The 15,997-nt window shown below is 38.7% G+C and carries 14 protein-coding genes; 5 read left to right on the forward strand and 9 right to left on the reverse strand.

Going from position 1 to position 15,997, the window contains the following annotated elements; genetic code table 11:
• Nucleotides 1–306: 306 nt before the first annotated feature.
• From TE34_RS05460 to TE34_RS05470, 3 genes are all read right to left on the reverse strand, one after another.
• Nucleotides 307–2,415 (reverse strand): heterodisulfide reductase-related iron-sulfur binding cluster, encoded by a 2,109-nt coding sequence (locus TE34_RS05460; protein WP_047983816.1) that lies wholly within the window; start codon nt 2,413–2,415, stop codon nt 307–309.
• Nucleotides 2,416–2,670: 255 nt separating this feature from the next.
• Nucleotides 2,671–4,341: an arginine--tRNA ligase gene (gene argS, locus TE34_RS05465; protein ID WP_047983817.1), complete on the reverse strand. Its 1,671-nt coding sequence runs from the start codon at nt 4,339–4,341 to the stop codon at nt 2,671–2,673.
• The gene (locus TE34_RS05470; protein ID WP_047983818.1) at nt 4,338–4,769 is read right to left on the reverse strand and encodes a DUF1934 domain-containing protein; all 432 of its coding nucleotides are present in this window, start codon (nt 4,767–4,769) and stop codon (nt 4,338–4,340) included. The genes argS and TE34_RS05470 overlap by 4 nt, the downstream gene beginning before the upstream one ends.
• 154 nt (nt 4,770–4,923) lie before the next feature.
• Here TE34_RS05470 and TE34_RS05475 point away from each other — a divergent pair, with 154 nt between their 5' ends.
• Nucleotides 4,924–6,969 carry a transglycosylase domain-containing protein gene (locus tag TE34_RS05475; protein WP_047983819.1) on the forward strand — a complete coding sequence of 682 codons (2,046 nt, stop codon included), beginning with the start codon at nt 4,924–4,926 and terminating at the stop codon, nt 6,967–6,969.
• Between the two features lie 579 nt (nt 6,970–7,548).
• On the opposite strand, the gene TE34_RS05480 is transcribed toward TE34_RS05475, so the two are convergent.
• The 3 genes from TE34_RS05480 to TE34_RS05490 all read right to left on the reverse strand — a co-directional run bounded on the left by TE34_RS05480 (nt 7,549) and on the right by TE34_RS05490 (nt 9,936).
• Nucleotides 7,549–8,049 carry a YwhD family protein gene (locus tag TE34_RS05480; RefSeq protein ID WP_047983820.1) on the reverse strand — a complete coding sequence of 167 codons (501 nt, stop codon included), beginning with the start codon at nt 8,047–8,049 and terminating at the stop codon, nt 7,549–7,551.
• A 78-nt stretch (nt 8,050–8,127) separates the two neighbouring features.
• Entirely contained in the window at nt 8,128–8,631 is a 504-nt protein-coding gene (locus TE34_RS05485) for a YwgA family protein (RefSeq protein ID WP_047983821.1), read from the reverse strand.
• Nucleotides 8,632–9,936, reverse strand: a complete 1,305-nt coding sequence (locus TE34_RS05490) for an HD domain-containing protein (RefSeq protein ID WP_047983822.1) — start codon at nt 9,934–9,936, stop codon at nt 8,632–8,634.
• A gap of 99 nt (nt 9,937–10,035) precedes the next feature.
• Between TE34_RS05490 and TE34_RS05495 the strand changes: the two genes are divergently transcribed.
• Nucleotides 10,036–10,893: a lipoate--protein ligase family protein gene (locus TE34_RS05495; protein ID WP_047983823.1), complete on the forward strand. Its 858-nt coding sequence runs from the start codon at nt 10,036–10,038 to the stop codon at nt 10,891–10,893.
• Here the strand turns inward: TE34_RS05495 and TE34_RS05500 are convergent.
• The 3 genes from TE34_RS05500 to pta all read right to left on the reverse strand — a co-directional run bounded on the left by TE34_RS05500 (nt 10,890) and on the right by pta (nt 13,642).
• A complete protein-coding gene (locus TE34_RS05500; protein ID WP_047983824.1) occupies nt 10,890–11,537 on the reverse strand; it encodes a Type 1 glutamine amidotransferase-like domain-containing protein in 648 nt (215 codons plus the stop codon). The genes TE34_RS05495 and TE34_RS05500 overlap by 4 nt on opposite strands.
• Before the next feature lie 85 nt (nt 11,538–11,622).
• Nucleotides 11,623–12,525, reverse strand: a complete 903-nt coding sequence (locus TE34_RS05505; RefSeq protein WP_047983825.1) for an RpnC/YadD family protein — start codon at nt 12,523–12,525, stop codon at nt 11,623–11,625.
• Nucleotides 12,526–12,667: 142 nt separating this feature from the next.
• Nucleotides 12,668–13,642, reverse strand: coding sequence for a phosphate acetyltransferase (pta, locus tag TE34_RS05510; protein WP_047983826.1), 975 nt, complete (start codon nt 13,640–13,642; stop codon nt 12,668–12,670).
• A gap of 289 nt (nt 13,643–13,931) precedes the next feature.
• Between pta and hemQ the strand changes: the two genes are divergently transcribed.
• The 3 genes from hemQ to gerQ all read left to right on the forward strand — a co-directional run bounded on the left by hemQ (nt 13,932) and on the right by gerQ (nt 15,912).
• Entirely contained in the window at nt 13,932–14,681 is a 750-nt protein-coding gene (gene hemQ, locus TE34_RS05515) for a hydrogen peroxide-dependent heme synthase (protein WP_047983827.1), read from the forward strand.
• A 314-nt stretch (nt 14,682–14,995) separates the two neighbouring features.
• On the forward strand, nt 14,996–15,415 hold the full coding sequence (locus TE34_RS05520) for a cell wall hydrolase (RefSeq protein ID WP_047983828.1): 420 nt from the start codon (nt 14,996–14,998) through the stop codon (nt 15,413–15,415).
• Between the two features lie 26 nt (nt 15,416–15,441).
• A complete protein-coding gene (gene gerQ / locus TE34_RS05525) occupies nt 15,442–15,912 on the forward strand; it encodes a spore coat protein GerQ (RefSeq protein ID WP_047983829.1) in 471 nt (156 codons plus the stop codon).
• The last annotated feature ends 85 nt before the right edge of the window (nt 15,913–15,997 follow it).

A 15,997-nucleotide genomic window follows, 5' to 3' on the forward strand; every position in this document is an offset into this window, starting at 1 on the left:
ATTAATTTTATTTAGACTTGTTGTGAGGCCAAGCCCGCGATCCGAATACACTCCGCTTTCCTGCGGGTGACCGGTAAGCCTCCTCGAGCTAAAGCTCTTGCGGGGTCTCACCCTGGTCACTTCTCCCGCGGGAGTCTCCGTGTATTCGGCCCGCTCAGAGCCATTTACTAATAGAACAGCTAAAACCTATTAATCTTTTTAAAACAATTTATGTTAATTTTCATTATGCCTCATACGATTGAACGCTCGCTCAGTGTGTTTTCTTGAAATAAGAGGGGTGCTTTTGAAGGACCCCTCTTATTTAACTTACGCTGTTTTTACTTCTTCTTCAACAAATACGGATAGTGCAAGGATTTCTGCAACGTCCATTGTGCTAATGTCTTCTTCTACCTCTTTTGCTTTTGTACCATCGCTTAGCATGGTTAGGCAAAATGGACATGCACTGGAGATCATCGTTGGTTGTACGGCAAGTGCTTGTTCTGTACGGGCAACGTTGATTCGTGTTCCAGTTGTTTCTTCTGTCCACATCAGACCGCCACCTGCTCCACAGCACATTGCATTTTCTTTACTGCGTTCCATTTCGACTAGTTCTAGTCCTGGAATAGCGCTTAGGATTTCACGTGGTGGGTCATAAACGCCATTGTATCTTCCTAAGTAGCAAGAATCATGATATGTTAATCGTTCATTGATCGCTCTTGATGGCTTCAATTTGCCTTCCATGACTAGGTCATACAGCATTTGCGTGTGATGTAACACTTCTGCCTCGTAACCGAAGTCTGGATATTCATTCTTAAAGATATTGTATGCGTGCGGATCGATGGTTACGATTTTTTTCACTTCGTTTTTCTCAAATTCTTTTATATTTTTCTCTGCAATTTCTTGGAATAAAAATTCGTTTCCGATACGTCGTGCTGTGTCACCAGAGTTCATTTCTTTATTTCCTAGAATTGCAAAGCTAATACCAGCTTGGTTCATTAGTTTAGCAAAAGCAATGGCAATCTTTTGACTGCGTGCATCGAATGAACCCATCGAGCTTACCCAGAATAAGTATTCGAAGTCTTTGCCTTCTTTTTTCAATTCTTTCACAGTTGGAATGTATACAGATTCATCAATTTCACGCCATTTGATGCGGTCTTTTTTCGATAATCCCCATGGGTTACCTTGACGCTCAATATTCATTACAGCACGTTGTACATCTGCATCCATTTTACCTTCTGTCATCACTAGGTAGCGTCTTAAGTCGATAATCTTATCTACGTGCTCGTTCATTACTGGACATGCATCTTCACAGTTACGGCAAGTCGTACATGCACTGATTTCCTCTTCTGTAATGACATCCCCAATTAAACTGAAGCTTTCCATTGTAGCAGCAGCTTCACTTTTAGCACCTTTAGCAAGTTGGTTTCCTTGTGTATTCGAGAATGCATATGCAGGGACCCAAGGTGATTTCCCAGTAATCGCTGCACCTTTTTCCGTTAAATGGTCACGGATTTTAACCATTAAATCCATTGGTGATAGCATCTTCCCTGTGCCAGACGCAGGACAAACATCCGTACAGCGACCACATTCAACGCAAGCATAAAAGTCGATCATTTGTACTTGCTCGAAGTCTTCTACTTTCCCTACGCCAAACGCAACTTCTTCTTCACTATCTTCATCAATATCAAAATCTAGCTTCTTCAATTTACCTGGTACACGCTTACTTAAAAACACGTTAATTGGTGCCGCAATTAAGTGTGCGTGCTTGGATTGCGGTACATATACTAAGAATGTTAGTAGTGTTAAGTTATGAATCCACCATGCTACAAAGAAAATGACCATGGCTGCTGTTGGCGATAAGAATCCAAAGATGGTTGCAATTAGACTCGCTACAGGTTCTGTCCATGTTGCCCCTTCCCCGTGCCAGATTAGGGACATACCATTTCCTAGCAATACCGAAAGCATCAATGTACCAATGAAAATTAGTACTAGCCCTGCTTTAAATCCACGCTTTAGTCGGACAAGCTTTTCAATATAGCGACGGTAAAATGCCCAAATAACCGCTACTAGTATCGTTAACGTAACGATTTCCTGGAAGAAGGTAAATCCAGGATATAAAAATCCAAATGGTAAGTGATTTCCTGGAGAAATTCCTTTTACAACAAAGTCTATTGCACCAAATTGCACAAGAATAAATCCATAGAACATCATGACATGGATCGTACCGGATTTTTTATCCTTTAATAGTTTGGATTGACCGAATACGATCTTTATAATCCGATTTACCCTTTCTTTGATATCCCCATCAAACTCTGATTTCTTTCCTATTCTGATATAGGCTACCCGGGTTGCTATGACTCTACCAAATAGATAAAATGCATACAGTGCGATAGCGATAAAAAGTAATGTATTGACTAACAAGAAAACATTTTCCATCTGCTGCTCCTCCTGACTGTCCCTTTTTCCTAATGTATTATTTTTCTTGCAAAGAATAACCTTTGATGTGAAAATGATAGCGATTGCATTTTTCCGAAAATAAAAAAGAGTAGTTCATCTACTACTATAAATTATGAATGACTATTCAGTCAACCAGTTTTTTAAGAATTATATGGTTAGTAGATAATATGATTAAAAAGTTCTATAAATAGAAAGAAACCTAGGATTCCCTAGGTTTCAACTATAGATACAAGTTTACATTTTCTCCGGTGCATTGACACCAATTAATCGTAGTGCGTTCGCGATAGTCGTACGCACTGCCTTCATCAATGCGATACGTGCATTGGTTAATTCTAGTTTATCGGTATCTAACACTTTTTCTGCATTATAGAAGCTGTGTAGTAAAGAAGCTAGATCAAAGACATATTGGGTGATTTTTTGTGGTGCGTGCTTTTCTGCTGCATCCACGATTACTTGTGGGTAATCCCCCATTTTCTTCAAAAGATCTAATTCTTTATCAGAAGTTAGTAGAGATGAATCAAAAGTTTGTTTTACTTCTATCCCCTTCGCTTCTGCTTGCTTCAACATCGTACAAATACGAGCGTGTGCGTATTGTACATAGTAAACTGGATTGTCATTAGACTGTGATCGTGCTAGTTCCACATCAAAGTCAAGCTGAGAATCATTTGAGCGTGCTACGAAGAAATAACGAACCGCATCAATACCAACTTCATCCATTAGCTCTCGAAGTGATACCGCATTACCTGTACGCTTACTCATGCGTAGCTTCTCGCCACCATCAAATAGGTTTACCATTTGAATAATCTTAACGTCTAAACGGTCCGCTTCATATCCTAATGCCTGAATTGCCGCCTTCATTCTAGGGATGTATCCATGGTGGTCGGCGCCCCAAACATTAATTAATTTATCAAAGCCACGGTTTAATTTATTTTGATGGTAAGCAATATCCGGAGTCAGGTACGTAAAGGCGCCATCATTTTTTACTAAGACACGGTCTTTATCGTCACCGAAATCCGTCGATCGGAACCAGGTTGCTCCATCACGCTCATAAATGTAGTCCCCTGCTTTTAGCTTCTCTAATACATCCGCAATTTCATCATTCTTATATAGACTTCTCTCTGAGAACCAATTATCAAAGTGAACACCAAAGTCATTCAGGTCGTGTTTAATTTTCCCTAAAGTGTGTTCTAATCCATATTCTTTAAAGTGTGCTAGGCGCTCTTCTTCTGAAAGATTGGCATATTTGTCTCCATGTTCAGCTGCTAGCTCTTTTCCAATCTCGATAATATCTTGGCCACGGTAACCGTCCTCTGGCATTTCTACATCTTGGCCCAATGCTTGTAAATAGCGAGCATTGACAGATAAAGCTAGGTTATCAATTTGATTTCCTGCATCATTAATATAATATTCACGTTCGACTTGGTAGCCAGCTGCATCTAACACATTACAGAGCACATCACCATAAGCCGCTCCACGAGCATGACCTAAATGTAGATTTCCAGTTGGATTAACGGAAACAAATTCCACTTGAACCTTGGATCCTTTGCCATGTTCCGTTTTTCCATACGCTTCATCCGCTTCTAAAATCGTAGGAATTAAATCTGTTAAAAAGTCATTTTTCATAAAGAAGTTGATAAACCCCGGTCCTGCAATATCTACTTTTTCTACAGAAGCTTTGGATGCATCTAAATTAGCAACGATATCCTCAGCTATTTGTCTTGGTGCTTTTTTCGCTATACGAGCTAATTGCATCGCAATATTCGTCGCAAAATCCCCATGCGATTTATCCTTTGGTTTTTCTAAAATCACATCTGGCATGTCTGCCTCTTGAGCCAATTCAGCTTTTACTACTGCAGCACGTATCTGTTCTTTTAAATTATTTTCTGTTTGCGCTAAAACGTTCATTCTGCGTCCTCCTTTTTATAATTCAACACTAGCGAGTGATTACGTTCATCCTGTCCGTTCAGTTTTACGGTATAGTCAATTTCCAACTGTCCCTCTTGCCCATCTTCAAGTGCTTGATATCGGATAGATTTCGTGTACGTTTCCATGTGTAGATGCCCATGTGGATGGGTGTAGACATTCTCAGTCACTTTTTCCGAACGAAATTGTTGATTCATGGAAACCGATCCCGATCGTTTAATATTCACCTTACCTGGCTGAATAGTGATCATACTTTTTATCGAAAAATCATCCTCTGTCTTCTCCTCAAAGGCTAATACGTCGATATTATTCTTCCTGTAGTAATTTCCTACCTGCTTGCTACTACTAGTTTCCTTGTTGCCATGATCATCAATAACAGTATGTAATTGGATGATTACTTCGTTTTCCATTTTTTGTCGCCCCATCATTTGCTCATATTTTACTATTATAGCTAGAATCCATGGCTGATTTCAATATATATAATTAGAAGTTTATTTCGCCACCACTTTTCCCATAATGATAATAATAGACAGTTTACGACAAAAATAAATGGGGTCCGTAAAAATGACGAAATTAGCTCTATCTAAAAAAATAAAACGTATACTCCTAAAAGTAACCTTTGGACTAACCTTATCTTTCGTCTCGGCAATTTTATTCGTCTACTTCCTTGCCTTCCTATTAGGTGCACCTAGTTTATTAAACGATCAAAAAACAGTTTATTATAGTACAACTGGTAAAGTAATTGGTGAAGAGCACGGTGTAGAGAATCGCTCATGGGTCGGGCTAGAGAAAATGTCACCCAATATTATTGATGCAACACTAATGATTGAAGATCAACGTTTTTTTGATCATAACGGATTTGATATCAAACGAATTTTAGGTGCTATTCTTAAAGACATTAAAACAATGTCCTTAAAAGAAGGTGCAAGTACCCTTACTCAGCAGTATGCCCGCAATCTGTATCTTTCCCACGAAAAAACATGGTCGAGGAAGCTGAAGGAGGCCTTTTATGCGATTCGGTTAGAAATGTATTACTCAAAAGAAGAGATATTGGAAGGCTACTTAAACACCGTATACTATGGCCATGGTGCATATGGAATTGAAGCTGCTAGTCATCACTTTTTTAATAAATCTGCAGATGAATTAACAATAGCTGAGGCGGCCATGCTTGCAGGTATACCTAAAGGTCCAACCTACTATTCTCCTCTGAACGACCTGGAAAGAGCAACGAACCGACAGCAGCAAATTTTAGCAATTTTGCAGGAGAAAAATGTCATTACGGAAGAAGAGTACCAGCTAGCTAGTAGCAAACAGCTCACTTTTGCTGACCCAAAAGAAAGGAAACAACTTACGATTGGACCCTACTTTCAGGATACCGTATTAACGGAAGCTGCCAATCGACTTGAAGTCGATCAAGAATCCGTTCGATCTGGCGGGTATCAAATTTACACCACTTTAGATATTGATATGCAAAAAAAGTTAGAAGAAAGCGTTACAAAAACGATGAATGACTCTAGTGACATGCAGGTCGGTGCTATAGCAGCCGATCCGACTAACGGCGCGATTCGAGCCTTGGTTGGTGGACGTGAATACCGCGAGAGTCCCTTTAATCGAGCTATCCAAGCAAAACGTATGCCTGGATCAACATTCAAACCTTTCTTGTACTATGCCGCTTTACAAAATGGATATACGGCAACAACGATGCTTATGAGCAAACCAACTGTGTTTGAGATTGGCGATGGAAACGTTTATCAACCTAGTAACTTTAATGGGTATTACGCGGATGAACCTATTACGTTAGCCCAAGCCATAGCGTTATCCGATAATATCTATGCGGTAAAAACGAATATGTATCTAGGTGCAGAAACGCTAGTAAAAACTGCTCGCCGATTTGGAATTACGAGTAAATTGCCAGCAGTACCTTCCCTAGCCCTCGGTACCGCAACCGTCTCCGTGGAGGAAATGGTTTCTGGGTATGGCATGCTAGCAAATGGTGGCTACAAAATAGATGGTCATACGATTGAAAAAATCGTAGATCGGGAGGGGAAGACCGTCTATGAACGAAAAGACAAAGAAGAACTCACACTTGATCCACAGAATGCCTTTATCCTTACACAACTGATGACAGGAATGTTTGATGAGTCATTGAATGGACATACATCGGTTACAGGTCTTTCAGTAGCCAACCGATTAACTCGCACCTATGCAGGTAAAACTGGTTCCACTGATTCGGACAGTTGGATGATCGGATATAGCCCCTCCCTCGTAACAGGTGTATGGACGGGATATGATGACAACCGTACGATTACATCCGTTCCAGAACGTTCTTATTCCAAGGAAATTTGGACGACATTTATGGAAAGCACTCACCGTGGAAAGCCTAAGGAACATTTTGAAGCACCCGCAGAACTGGTCGCAGTCCCGGTTGATCCTGCGACTGGACTACGGGCCACTCCACATTGCCCAACGAGTACTGTGATGTTTTTCGAGGAAGGAACGGAACCCGACTTCCACTGTTCGGATCATTTTTATGGGGATGACTTAGACCATCAAGAAGATGAAAAGGAAAAAGGATTGTTCCAGCGGTGGTTTGAAGTGTTTTGGGATTAATTGTTTGCGGGGCTTTCGGTCGATGTTCTGTAACTTTCGGTTGATAATTTAAATATTTGGTTGATAGTCTTTGGATTTTGGTTGATGTTTTGTTATTTCGGTTGATGATCATGTTTTTTGGTTGATACCCTTGATTAATCGGTTGATGCTATTGAATTTTCGGTTGAAACACTTTAAGTTTCGGTTGATATCTTCTCCAAAAGTCCTACAAACAAAAGAAGCCGACTCTCTGCAAGTGTCCAGTTTGCAGTAGTCGGCTTCTTTTTTGTCCTAGTAATACATGAGTAAGCCCATGTAATAATTAGTTTACAAATTTCTGAGGCAAAGTACAAGATTTTAAATGAAGTTTCATTATTCAGACACAATTTGGTCACTTTTTCTAAATTGTCACTTTCTCTATTAGTTTTTTATTCTCTATTTATGAAAAAATAAGCATAGAAATGACTAGCAAACCTTTTATTAATTTGATCACTTTCGCCCCCTTCCATTTGTATTTCATACGACTAAGTCATCAGGAAGTTTCATTCCGCTTTACAAATAAAAAGACTAACAACCCTTCTAGCTGCTAGTCTCTTCTGTCTATTCTAGTGAATCCTTCAATTCATCTGTAGAGTTCTCCCAGAATTCTGGCTTGAATTCCTTTAAGAAATCTCGTAATAGATGTCTAGAGTGTTCATCCATATGTTCTACAATGATATGACCTTTTAGTGACTTTTCCATATTTCTGACGTGCTCTGGCATTGATTTATATGCAATTTTGTTTGGTCGGTCCACTACAATTTCACACCCAGTGACACCCGCATAATATGGGCCAGTTTCATTACGAGCGACATTTACCCAAACGATCCAATATAATTTTCCATCAGGAACCTTATCTCGCTCCGGTTGGAATTTCACACGGCGTTCTACTTCACTACGCGCATGCATTGCACCCATATCGATATAAGCTTTATTTTCATTTGGGTCCACAATTACTGATGACATGTTTTCTAAACTAATGGCACCGACACCATATCCACCATGCCCGTCATTAGAATCATCTTTAATAATGGTAAATCGGTTCTTATTATCTCCGTTCATTAGTAAGCCTCCTAAACATAAACTACATTGTTTCACTATTGTAGCATAGCTTACCAACTAAAATCACGTTTACAGAACCTAGTGTAGCCTCTCCGCTAATTCACCGATTAAATTCCATGCTTCCGCCATTTCTTCTTCGCTATACTTTTGCTTTGGCTTTACCGCAAGGACTTTCGCTTCCACGTCATCCTTTGGTAAATCTTTAAAATATAACATCGTAGAAACTAATTCGAGAAAACGTGAACTTTTACCTTGCAATAGTTCGATGCTTTCCAAGCAGTTTGGCATTTCGACCGAAAACTGGTTTAAGAAATCTGTACCTTCATTTGTTAACGTATAATGATATTGAAAATAATTGCTTTTTACTTCTTTTTCTTCATGAATAAATCCAAGGTTACATAACTCTTCTACTCGCAGCATAAGCTCCTCTGAGTAGGGACCGTAAAAGTGAAATTGAAATTTTTCCTCAAAAGGAATACCAAATGATTGCAAAATATAGACCATTTTTTGCAGTTTCTTTCTGCCAGTTACCTCTTTTGCTTCAGAGAAAAACCGCATTAACTTCGCATGATTTTCAAGCATTTATTCCCTCTCCTTGCCATATAAAATTCCAGTGATTTCTTGTACGATTTTTTCATCATCAATTTTCTGTAAAAAGTCTTTCGGGAAATATAATTTATGATCTGTTCGTTTTTTTCCTGAGATGGATTCTACAATATCGGAATGTCTAGAGAGCTCCTTCAAGGAACCATTTGGCATAAGTAAGTGTATCGGAAGTCTTTCTTCTTCCTCACCTGGACGGTAAAAGTCATACGGTAAATCCGAAGATGAATCCACCACAAGGTAATAATCCGGGTCAATTCCAGCATCTTTAAATAACTGCATGAGTCTCATTAAATCACTTATTTGTTTATTCGGATTAAATTCCACATATTTAAATAAGCGTCTATTCATGAATCGCTCACATAGGTCGCTTAGAATCTTGTCATCTTCTTCCTGCCAAAGTTGGAAATAATAATGGACAATAGATTCATCTAGCTTTAAGTACTCTTCTAACGATACATCTCCGGTAAAGAAGGACAGAAAATGAATTGGCTTTAGCTTAAAGTTATAATCAGCTTCATATAAATGCTTCGCACGGTGCAGTATTTTCGTTAGAATAACTTCCGCGCTTCTAGTTACTGGATGGAAATATACTTGCCAGTACATTTGATAACGGCTCATGATATAATCTTCCACCGCATGCATTCCTGAAGATTTAATAACTACTTGGTCCTCAATTGGACGCATAACACGTAAAATCCGTTCCATATCAAAATGCCCATAGCTTACCCCTGTAAAGTACGCATCACGCTGTAAATAATCCATACGATCCGCGTCAATTTGACTGGAGATTAAGCTAACTACGAGCTTATTGGAATGTGTCTTCGCAATAACATCCGCTACTTCTTGAGCAAATCCCGGACTCACACGTTCTAATACTTTATTAACGAAGGTATCCCCTAAAATAATTGCCTGCGTGAAATACTCATGATCTAGCTTGAAAACTTTTTCAAAGGAATGCGAAAATGGACCATGTCCTAAATCATGAAGTAATGCCGCACACATGCAAAGCAAGCGCTGATCATTATTCCAATGTGGACGATCTTGGAAGTTATTAATGATGCGACGGACAATTTCATAGACTCCTAGAGAATGATTAAAACGGCTATGCTCAGCCCCGTGAAAAGTGATATTTGTCGTTCCTAGTTGTTTAATTCGGCGGAGGCGTTGGAATTCAGGTGTTGCAATTAAGTCCCAAATTACACGATCACGTACATGAACATATCGATGTACCGGGTCTTTAAACACCTTTTCCTCTTGTAGTTGTTCATCTTTGTAAGCCACAATGTTTCAACTCGTTTCTATCAGGCGATTTTGTTATATTATATAATAGATAGTCAGACGAAAAAAGACATATTTCGGAAATTGACAAAGGAGTACAAGATGAAAAATTGGCAGGAAATCATACACCATACGACATTTCGCTACATTGACCATACAAATGAAAATATTTTTCACCATGTGTCGAATACCGCACTAACAGCTTTTGCCATAGACGATGCACTGGCAACTTCAGTTAGTTTAGAGAAGTCACCACCGACCATGCGTTTATGGGTCCATCCAAAAACGATTGTGCTAGGTATACCAGATGCCCGTCTCCCCTATATTGATGAGGGTGTGAGGCTATTAGCAAGTCATGGATACCATGTTATTGTTCGGAACTCTGGAGGGCTTGCTGTAGCGCTAGATGATGGTGTATTAAATCTCTCACTCGTTCTTCCTGGTGTAAAACATTTATCCATTCATGAATGCTACGAGGTCATGGTAAGCTTTGTCCAACATATGCTCCGTGATGTGACAAATAAAATCGAGGCTTATGAGATTGTCGAATCCTATTGTCCTGGTGATTATGATTTGAGTATAGATGGAAAGAAATTTGCTGGCATTTCGCAGAGAAGAGTTCGAGATGGAGCAGCAATACAGATTTATCTAGATATAGAAGGAAATAGCTATGAGCGTGCTTCGTTAATACGCCAATTTTATGATATTAGTAAGAAAAAAGAAGAAACGAAATTCACCTATCCTAATGTTAATCCAAATGTAATGGCATCCTTGTCGAAGCTTACAGGACATCCAATGACAGTAAATGACATGAAACACCGCGTCTTATCTACTTTGCAGGAATTAGGTGAGGTAGTCGAAATTCCGTTCTCTGAAGATGAACTAGATGTGTTTGAAAAAAGGTATGAACAGATGTTGAAGAGAAATGAAAGCCTCAAAGAAATGCAGGAGGAAGCTTAATGAATTTGGATTAAGCTTCCTTTTTTGATCGTGTAGACACCGCCACCTTCAATTTCCTCAAGTATACCGTTTTTCACGTAAAGTCCCGTATTCTCATCAATTCCATAATTGTAGGTAGTAGATATTTCAGCAGTAATTTGTTTCAAATGGTCCTGTTCGTTCCATTGCGAAAAGTGTACTGCAATTAATGTATCTTGAATAAGACCTAAGCCTTTTCTCTTCAGGTATTCCATCCGTCCACTATCTCGAGCAGAGATAACGCAAATCTCAGGACTTATTAATGCACCTGCGGAAAATCCTGCTATTGGAATTCCTTTTTCATATGCGACTCGTACAGCTTCAGAGATTGGTGTATCCACGATATGGTCAGCATATCCTATGGAATCCCCTCCACAGATAATAATTCCCGTACTATTTTCTACTAGATTGCTTGCTTCCTCTACAGATGTCGATGGGAGCGGTATGTGTGTAAACGTATACTGACCATATAGCTCTAATAGATTAGTATACCTAGGGATAATTGGTTCTCCACCGTCTAAGTACAGTATGGCAATGTTCCCACCCAAGGATAACCCGACAAACTTCCTAGCAAACTCACTCGTAAAAGGTGAGCCGCCTCCGAAAAGAAATAAGTGTTTATTCATCAAGATCCGTCCCCCTAACCGTTGAATTTCCAATTGAAATACAGAGCTAAGAAGAATGAATAATCTTGCTGAAGAGAATAGAATGCTATAAGGATTTTTTCATATCCTCAATTTCATGTTTTTCTAAATGGGTAAGTTTAGATATCGTATCAATAGGAAATCCCTCTTTAAGCATCTCTAAAGCAACTTTTTGTATGCCTTTCTGTATTCCTTTCTGTATTCCTTTCTGTATTCCTTTCTGTATTCCCTTCTCCTCATAAGAAATAGGAATCTCTAAGATCTTATCCGCATCTTCCAACTGTTTAATTTCTTCCATTAATACTTCCTCCTCCTTTTCATTTAGTTTTAGGTAACGTTCAAAAAATCCATATATTAACCTTTGCTTTGCTGGTGTTAGTTCCATTCGAACAAGCATTTTTAGAAATTCCTTTTTTACCTCTATTCGTTCATATTCATTGTAGCCCATCTTACTTAGTAAAGCCGCCGCAACAGGATTATCGGATCTTATATATTCTCGCCAATTCTTTTTCTTTAAATGTAGCGTAAGAAAATGAAATGTCAATACTTTGAAATATGGAAATTCCATTTTATACTCATTCGGTTCTAACGTTTCTTCATAGGTATAGATTGCAATAGGAATAATGGGCTTTCGATACTTATTATATAGGAGGCTAAAATATAGATACATTCTCTCGTGAAAATGATTTTGTTTCGAACTTTGGGGCTCAATATGTATTATTACTAAACTATCTTGGCCCTTAATTTTTGTCTCTATAACTATATCCAATCTTCTCGCATCACCTTCATGCAAATCAGTAAATACTTCTTCTGATAATGGTTTTACAGAATGGAAATCTAAGTATTCATAGACTTCAGGGAAAAACACTTCAAGAAATTCCTTAAAAAAGTTTCGAATTAATTCTTTGAACAGTTGATCGTGGTGTGTGTAAGAATTGAACTCTTCTCTTATAAGAGAAAGTACAGACATTTTTACACATCCTTTGTGGTTTTAGTAGAGGAAAATACGAAGAGGAATATCTAATAACAGATTAACACATAACCAAAATAAGAACAAGTGTTCCTTTAATAAAAAAAGCCTGCAATAGACTTCCATTGCAAGCTTCCTCCTATTACTTCACAGCCTGTGCTGCAGTAATCAACGCTAAATTATATACATCCTCCGCACTACATCCACGTGACAAATCATTAACTGGCTTATTCAAACCTTGTAAAATTGGGCCCACTGCTTCAAAGCCACCTAATCGTTGGGCAATTTTATAACCAATGTTGCCCGCTTCTAGACTTGGAAAGATAAATACATTTGCATCGCCTTGTATGACAGCATCTGGTGCTTTCTTTGCTGCAACGCTTGGAACAAAGGCAGCATCAAATTGAAATTCCCCATCAATTACAAGGGAAGTATCTTTCTCTTTCGCTATTTGCAGTGCATCTACTACTTTTTCTGTTTCAGCCGATTTTGCCGAGCCTTTGGTAGAAAAGCTCAACATAGCAACTTTAGGGTCCACCCCAAATAATTTAGCTGTAGCAGCAGATTCAATCGCAATTTCCGCGAGAGTCTCATGATCTGGGGCAATATTTATCGCACAATCCGCAAAGACATATTTTTCATCGTCACGTACCATGATAAACACACCTGATGTTCGCTTCACGCCCTCTTTTGTCTTAATAATTTGCAGGGCTGGGCGAACAGTGTCAGCAGTTGAATGGGCAGCACCACTAACTAATCCATCCGCTTCATTCATATAAACTAGCATCGTTCCAAAATAATTTTCATCCAACAACAATTGACGAGCATCTTCTTCTGTAGCTTTCCCGTTACGTCGTTCCACAAATTGCTGAACCATTTCGTCAAACTTTTCATAGCTAGTAGGGTCTAGCAAAGTAACCCCACTTAAATCGACATTAATTTCATCAGCTTTTTGCTGAACAGCTTCCATACTTCCAACTATAATAGGATTTAATACGCCTTCTTTTCCTAATTTACTAGCAGCTTCTAGAATTCGCTCATCTAGCCCTTCTGGAAATACTATCGATTTATTTTTGCCGGAAACTTGGGATCTTACCTCATCAAATAAATTACTCATTTATAAACCTCCAATTATTGTATGTCTTTAATATGTATCAATACGATGAAAAATTACACAGATTATAATGTTTACTACTATTATGATAGTACAATTCGTAGCGTAATGAAAAAGAACGACACCTTATTAGAATTGACAATATGGTGACAAACCAACCATTCCCACCCTAAACCCTTGGTATATCAACATTTCTGTTCATTTGTGCGAGGAGACCTCTTTCATGATTATGAAATTCAATTGTGATATAGTAAACTTATGTTAATGATATTACTTTTAAGGAGAGATACATATGGTAGAAGCTGTCGAAACAATGGATGGTTGGTATAGCTTACATGATTTCCGTACGATAGATTGGAACTTCTGGAAGACTGTAACACCGGAAGAACAAAAAGAAGCGATCGCAAGCTTTGAAGCGCTAATTGCAAAATGGGATGCTGTTGAAGAAGCAAAAAATGGTTCACATGCGATGTACAAAATTGTCGGACAAAAAGCTGATTTAATGTTCATGTTCTTACGTCCTACTATGGATGAACTAAATGAACTAGAAACTGAACTAAACAAATCAAAATTTGCAGAGTTCTTAACTCCTGCGCATTCTTATGTTTCTGTTGTTGAGCTTTCCAAATATCGCCCAGCAAAAGATGGAATTGATCCAGAAACATTACCAGAAACGCAAGCTCGTCTAAAACCTATTTTACCGAAATGGGAGCATGCTTGCTTCTATCCTATGGATCGACGTCGTGTTGGCGAAGAAAACTGGTATACGTTAGAAAAAGATGTGCGTGGTAAATTACTTTATGAGCACAGTAAAACTGGCCGTAAATATGCAGGTAAAGTAAAACAAATCATTACTGGTTCTATCGGTCTAGATGACTGGGAATGGGGCGTTACCCTATTCGCTCACGAGCCGCTTCAATTCAAGAAAATTGTCTATGAAATGCGCTTTGATGAAGTAAGCTCTCGTTATGGTGAGTTTGGTGAGTTCTTTGTCGGCAATCTATTGAAGAAAGAAGAAATTGCTAAGTTTATGGAAGTTTAAATCGAATGTAGAAGACTTTCTGTTTCGACAGGAAGTCTTTTTTTATGCTTATTCATGCAACATTGCATGAAAAACTAAAGTTTTGTCAAAAATCGCTAAAGATTCCCACGTGATCGCTAAAGTTTGATGATAAAACGCTAAAGATTCTAGTTTCCTTGCTAAAGATTATGTAAACCCACTAAATTTCTTTCACTGGGTCCCCCTTTATTTCTACCAGATACAAATTTTTTCCTAATTAATTTCTCTAGTCATATCACTTTCCGCCCACTCATACATATAATCATAGTAGACCTTGGATAAAGTGAGGTGTACGAATGGTAATAGCGCATAACGAAAAGGATGTTGATTTGCTCGCACGATTAATCCGAGCTGAAGCGGAAGGTGATGGCGAACTAGGAATGCTAATGGTCGGAAATACAGGCGTTAACCGCGTCAGAGCTGACTGCTTAGATTTTAAAGATATACGTAGTATTAATGATATGGTATTTCAAAGACCCGGTGGCTTTGAAGCTACTATAAAGGGCTATTTTTATCAGCGAGCTAGAGATTCAGAAAAGCGATTAGCTCGTCGGACGATAAAAGGGGAACGATTCCATCCTGCGACTAACTCACTATGGTTTTTCAGACCTGAAGGAACATGTCCTGCTCAATGGTACGATCAATGGAATAGTGGCAGGTTTAAAGCACATTGTTTCTACTCCCCCACTGCTTCAGACTGTCCAACGGTATTTTAGATTATTATTTTTAGGAGGTATATAAAATGACAGACAACCAAGGAAAGTCACAGCACAATGCAAATTTCGGGCAACAACCGTATTACTACTTCCCGCAATCCTCTCCAGCATATTACCCATTTAATTATCGCCAATTTGGATTCCCACAAGGGCAACAGCCTGCTCAGCAGCAACAACAGCAACAATCACCATTTATTGATGTTCCAGGAATGCTTCCATCCGAACAATCGTATATTGAGAATATATTGCGATTAAATCGTGGAAAAGTTGCTACTGTTTATATGACGTTTGAGAATAATTCTGAATGGAATGCAAAAATATTCCGAGGAGTCGTGGAAGCTGCTGGTAGAGATCATATCATACTTAGCGATCCGCAAACAGGGAAGCGTTACTTACTATTGATGGTTTACCTTGATTATGTGACCTTTGATGAAGAATTAAATTACGAGTACCCATACGGAAGCAATCCAAACATGGCAACATACAATCCAAGATAATGTAAGCTTGAGGCTTGACTTAACTAATAAAAGATAGGAATACAACATTAGCCCCGGAAATATACGGAGACTCCTGCGGGAGGAT

The organism is Ornithinibacillus californiensis (genome assembly GCF_001038485.1).
GTDB lineage: Bacteria > Bacillota > Bacilli > Bacillales > Amphibacillaceae > Ornithinibacillus > Ornithinibacillus californiensis.

What these genes read in the sequence shown, in the direction of transcription:
- TE34_RS05460 (WP_047983816.1), bottom strand. Translation starts at nt 2,415, where the DNA reads ATGGAAAATGTTTTCTTGTTAGTCAATACATTACTTTTTATCGCTATC.
- argS (WP_047983817.1), bottom strand. Translation starts at nt 4,341, where the DNA reads ATGAACGTTTTAGCGCAAACAGAAAATAATTTAAAAGAACAGATACGT.
- TE34_RS05470 (WP_047983818.1), bottom strand. Translation starts at nt 4,769, where the DNA reads ATGGAAAACGAAGTAATCATCCAATTACATACTGTTATTGATGATCAT.
- TE34_RS05475 (WP_047983819.1), top strand. Translation starts at nt 4,924, where the DNA reads ATGACGAAATTAGCTCTATCTAAAAAAATAAAACGTATACTCCTAAAA.
- TE34_RS05480 (WP_047983820.1), bottom strand. Translation starts at nt 8,049, where the DNA reads ATGAACGGAGATAATAAGAACCGATTTACCATTATTAAAGATGATTCT.
- TE34_RS05485 (WP_047983821.1), bottom strand. Translation starts at nt 8,631, where the DNA reads ATGCTTGAAAATCATGCGAAGTTAATGCGGTTTTTCTCTGAAGCAAAA.
- TE34_RS05495 (WP_047983823.1), top strand. Translation starts at nt 10,036, where the DNA reads ATGAAAAATTGGCAGGAAATCATACACCATACGACATTTCGCTACATT.
- TE34_RS05500 (WP_047983824.1), bottom strand. Translation starts at nt 11,537, where the DNA reads ATGAATAAACACTTATTTCTTTTCGGAGGCGGCTCACCTTTTACGAGT.
- TE34_RS05505 (WP_047983825.1), bottom strand. Translation starts at nt 12,525, where the DNA reads ATGTCTGTACTTTCTCTTATAAGAGAAGAGTTCAATTCTTACACACAC.
- pta (WP_047983826.1), bottom strand. Translation starts at nt 13,642, where the DNA reads ATGAGTAATTTATTTGATGAGGTAAGATCCCAAGTTTCCGGCAAAAAT.
- hemQ (WP_047983827.1), top strand. Translation starts at nt 13,932, where the DNA reads ATGGTAGAAGCTGTCGAAACAATGGATGGTTGGTATAGCTTACATGAT.
- TE34_RS05520 (WP_047983828.1), top strand. Translation starts at nt 14,996, where the DNA reads ATGGTAATAGCGCATAACGAAAAGGATGTTGATTTGCTCGCACGATTA.
- gerQ (WP_047983829.1), top strand. Translation starts at nt 15,442, where the DNA reads ATGACAGACAACCAAGGAAAGTCACAGCACAATGCAAATTTCGGGCAA.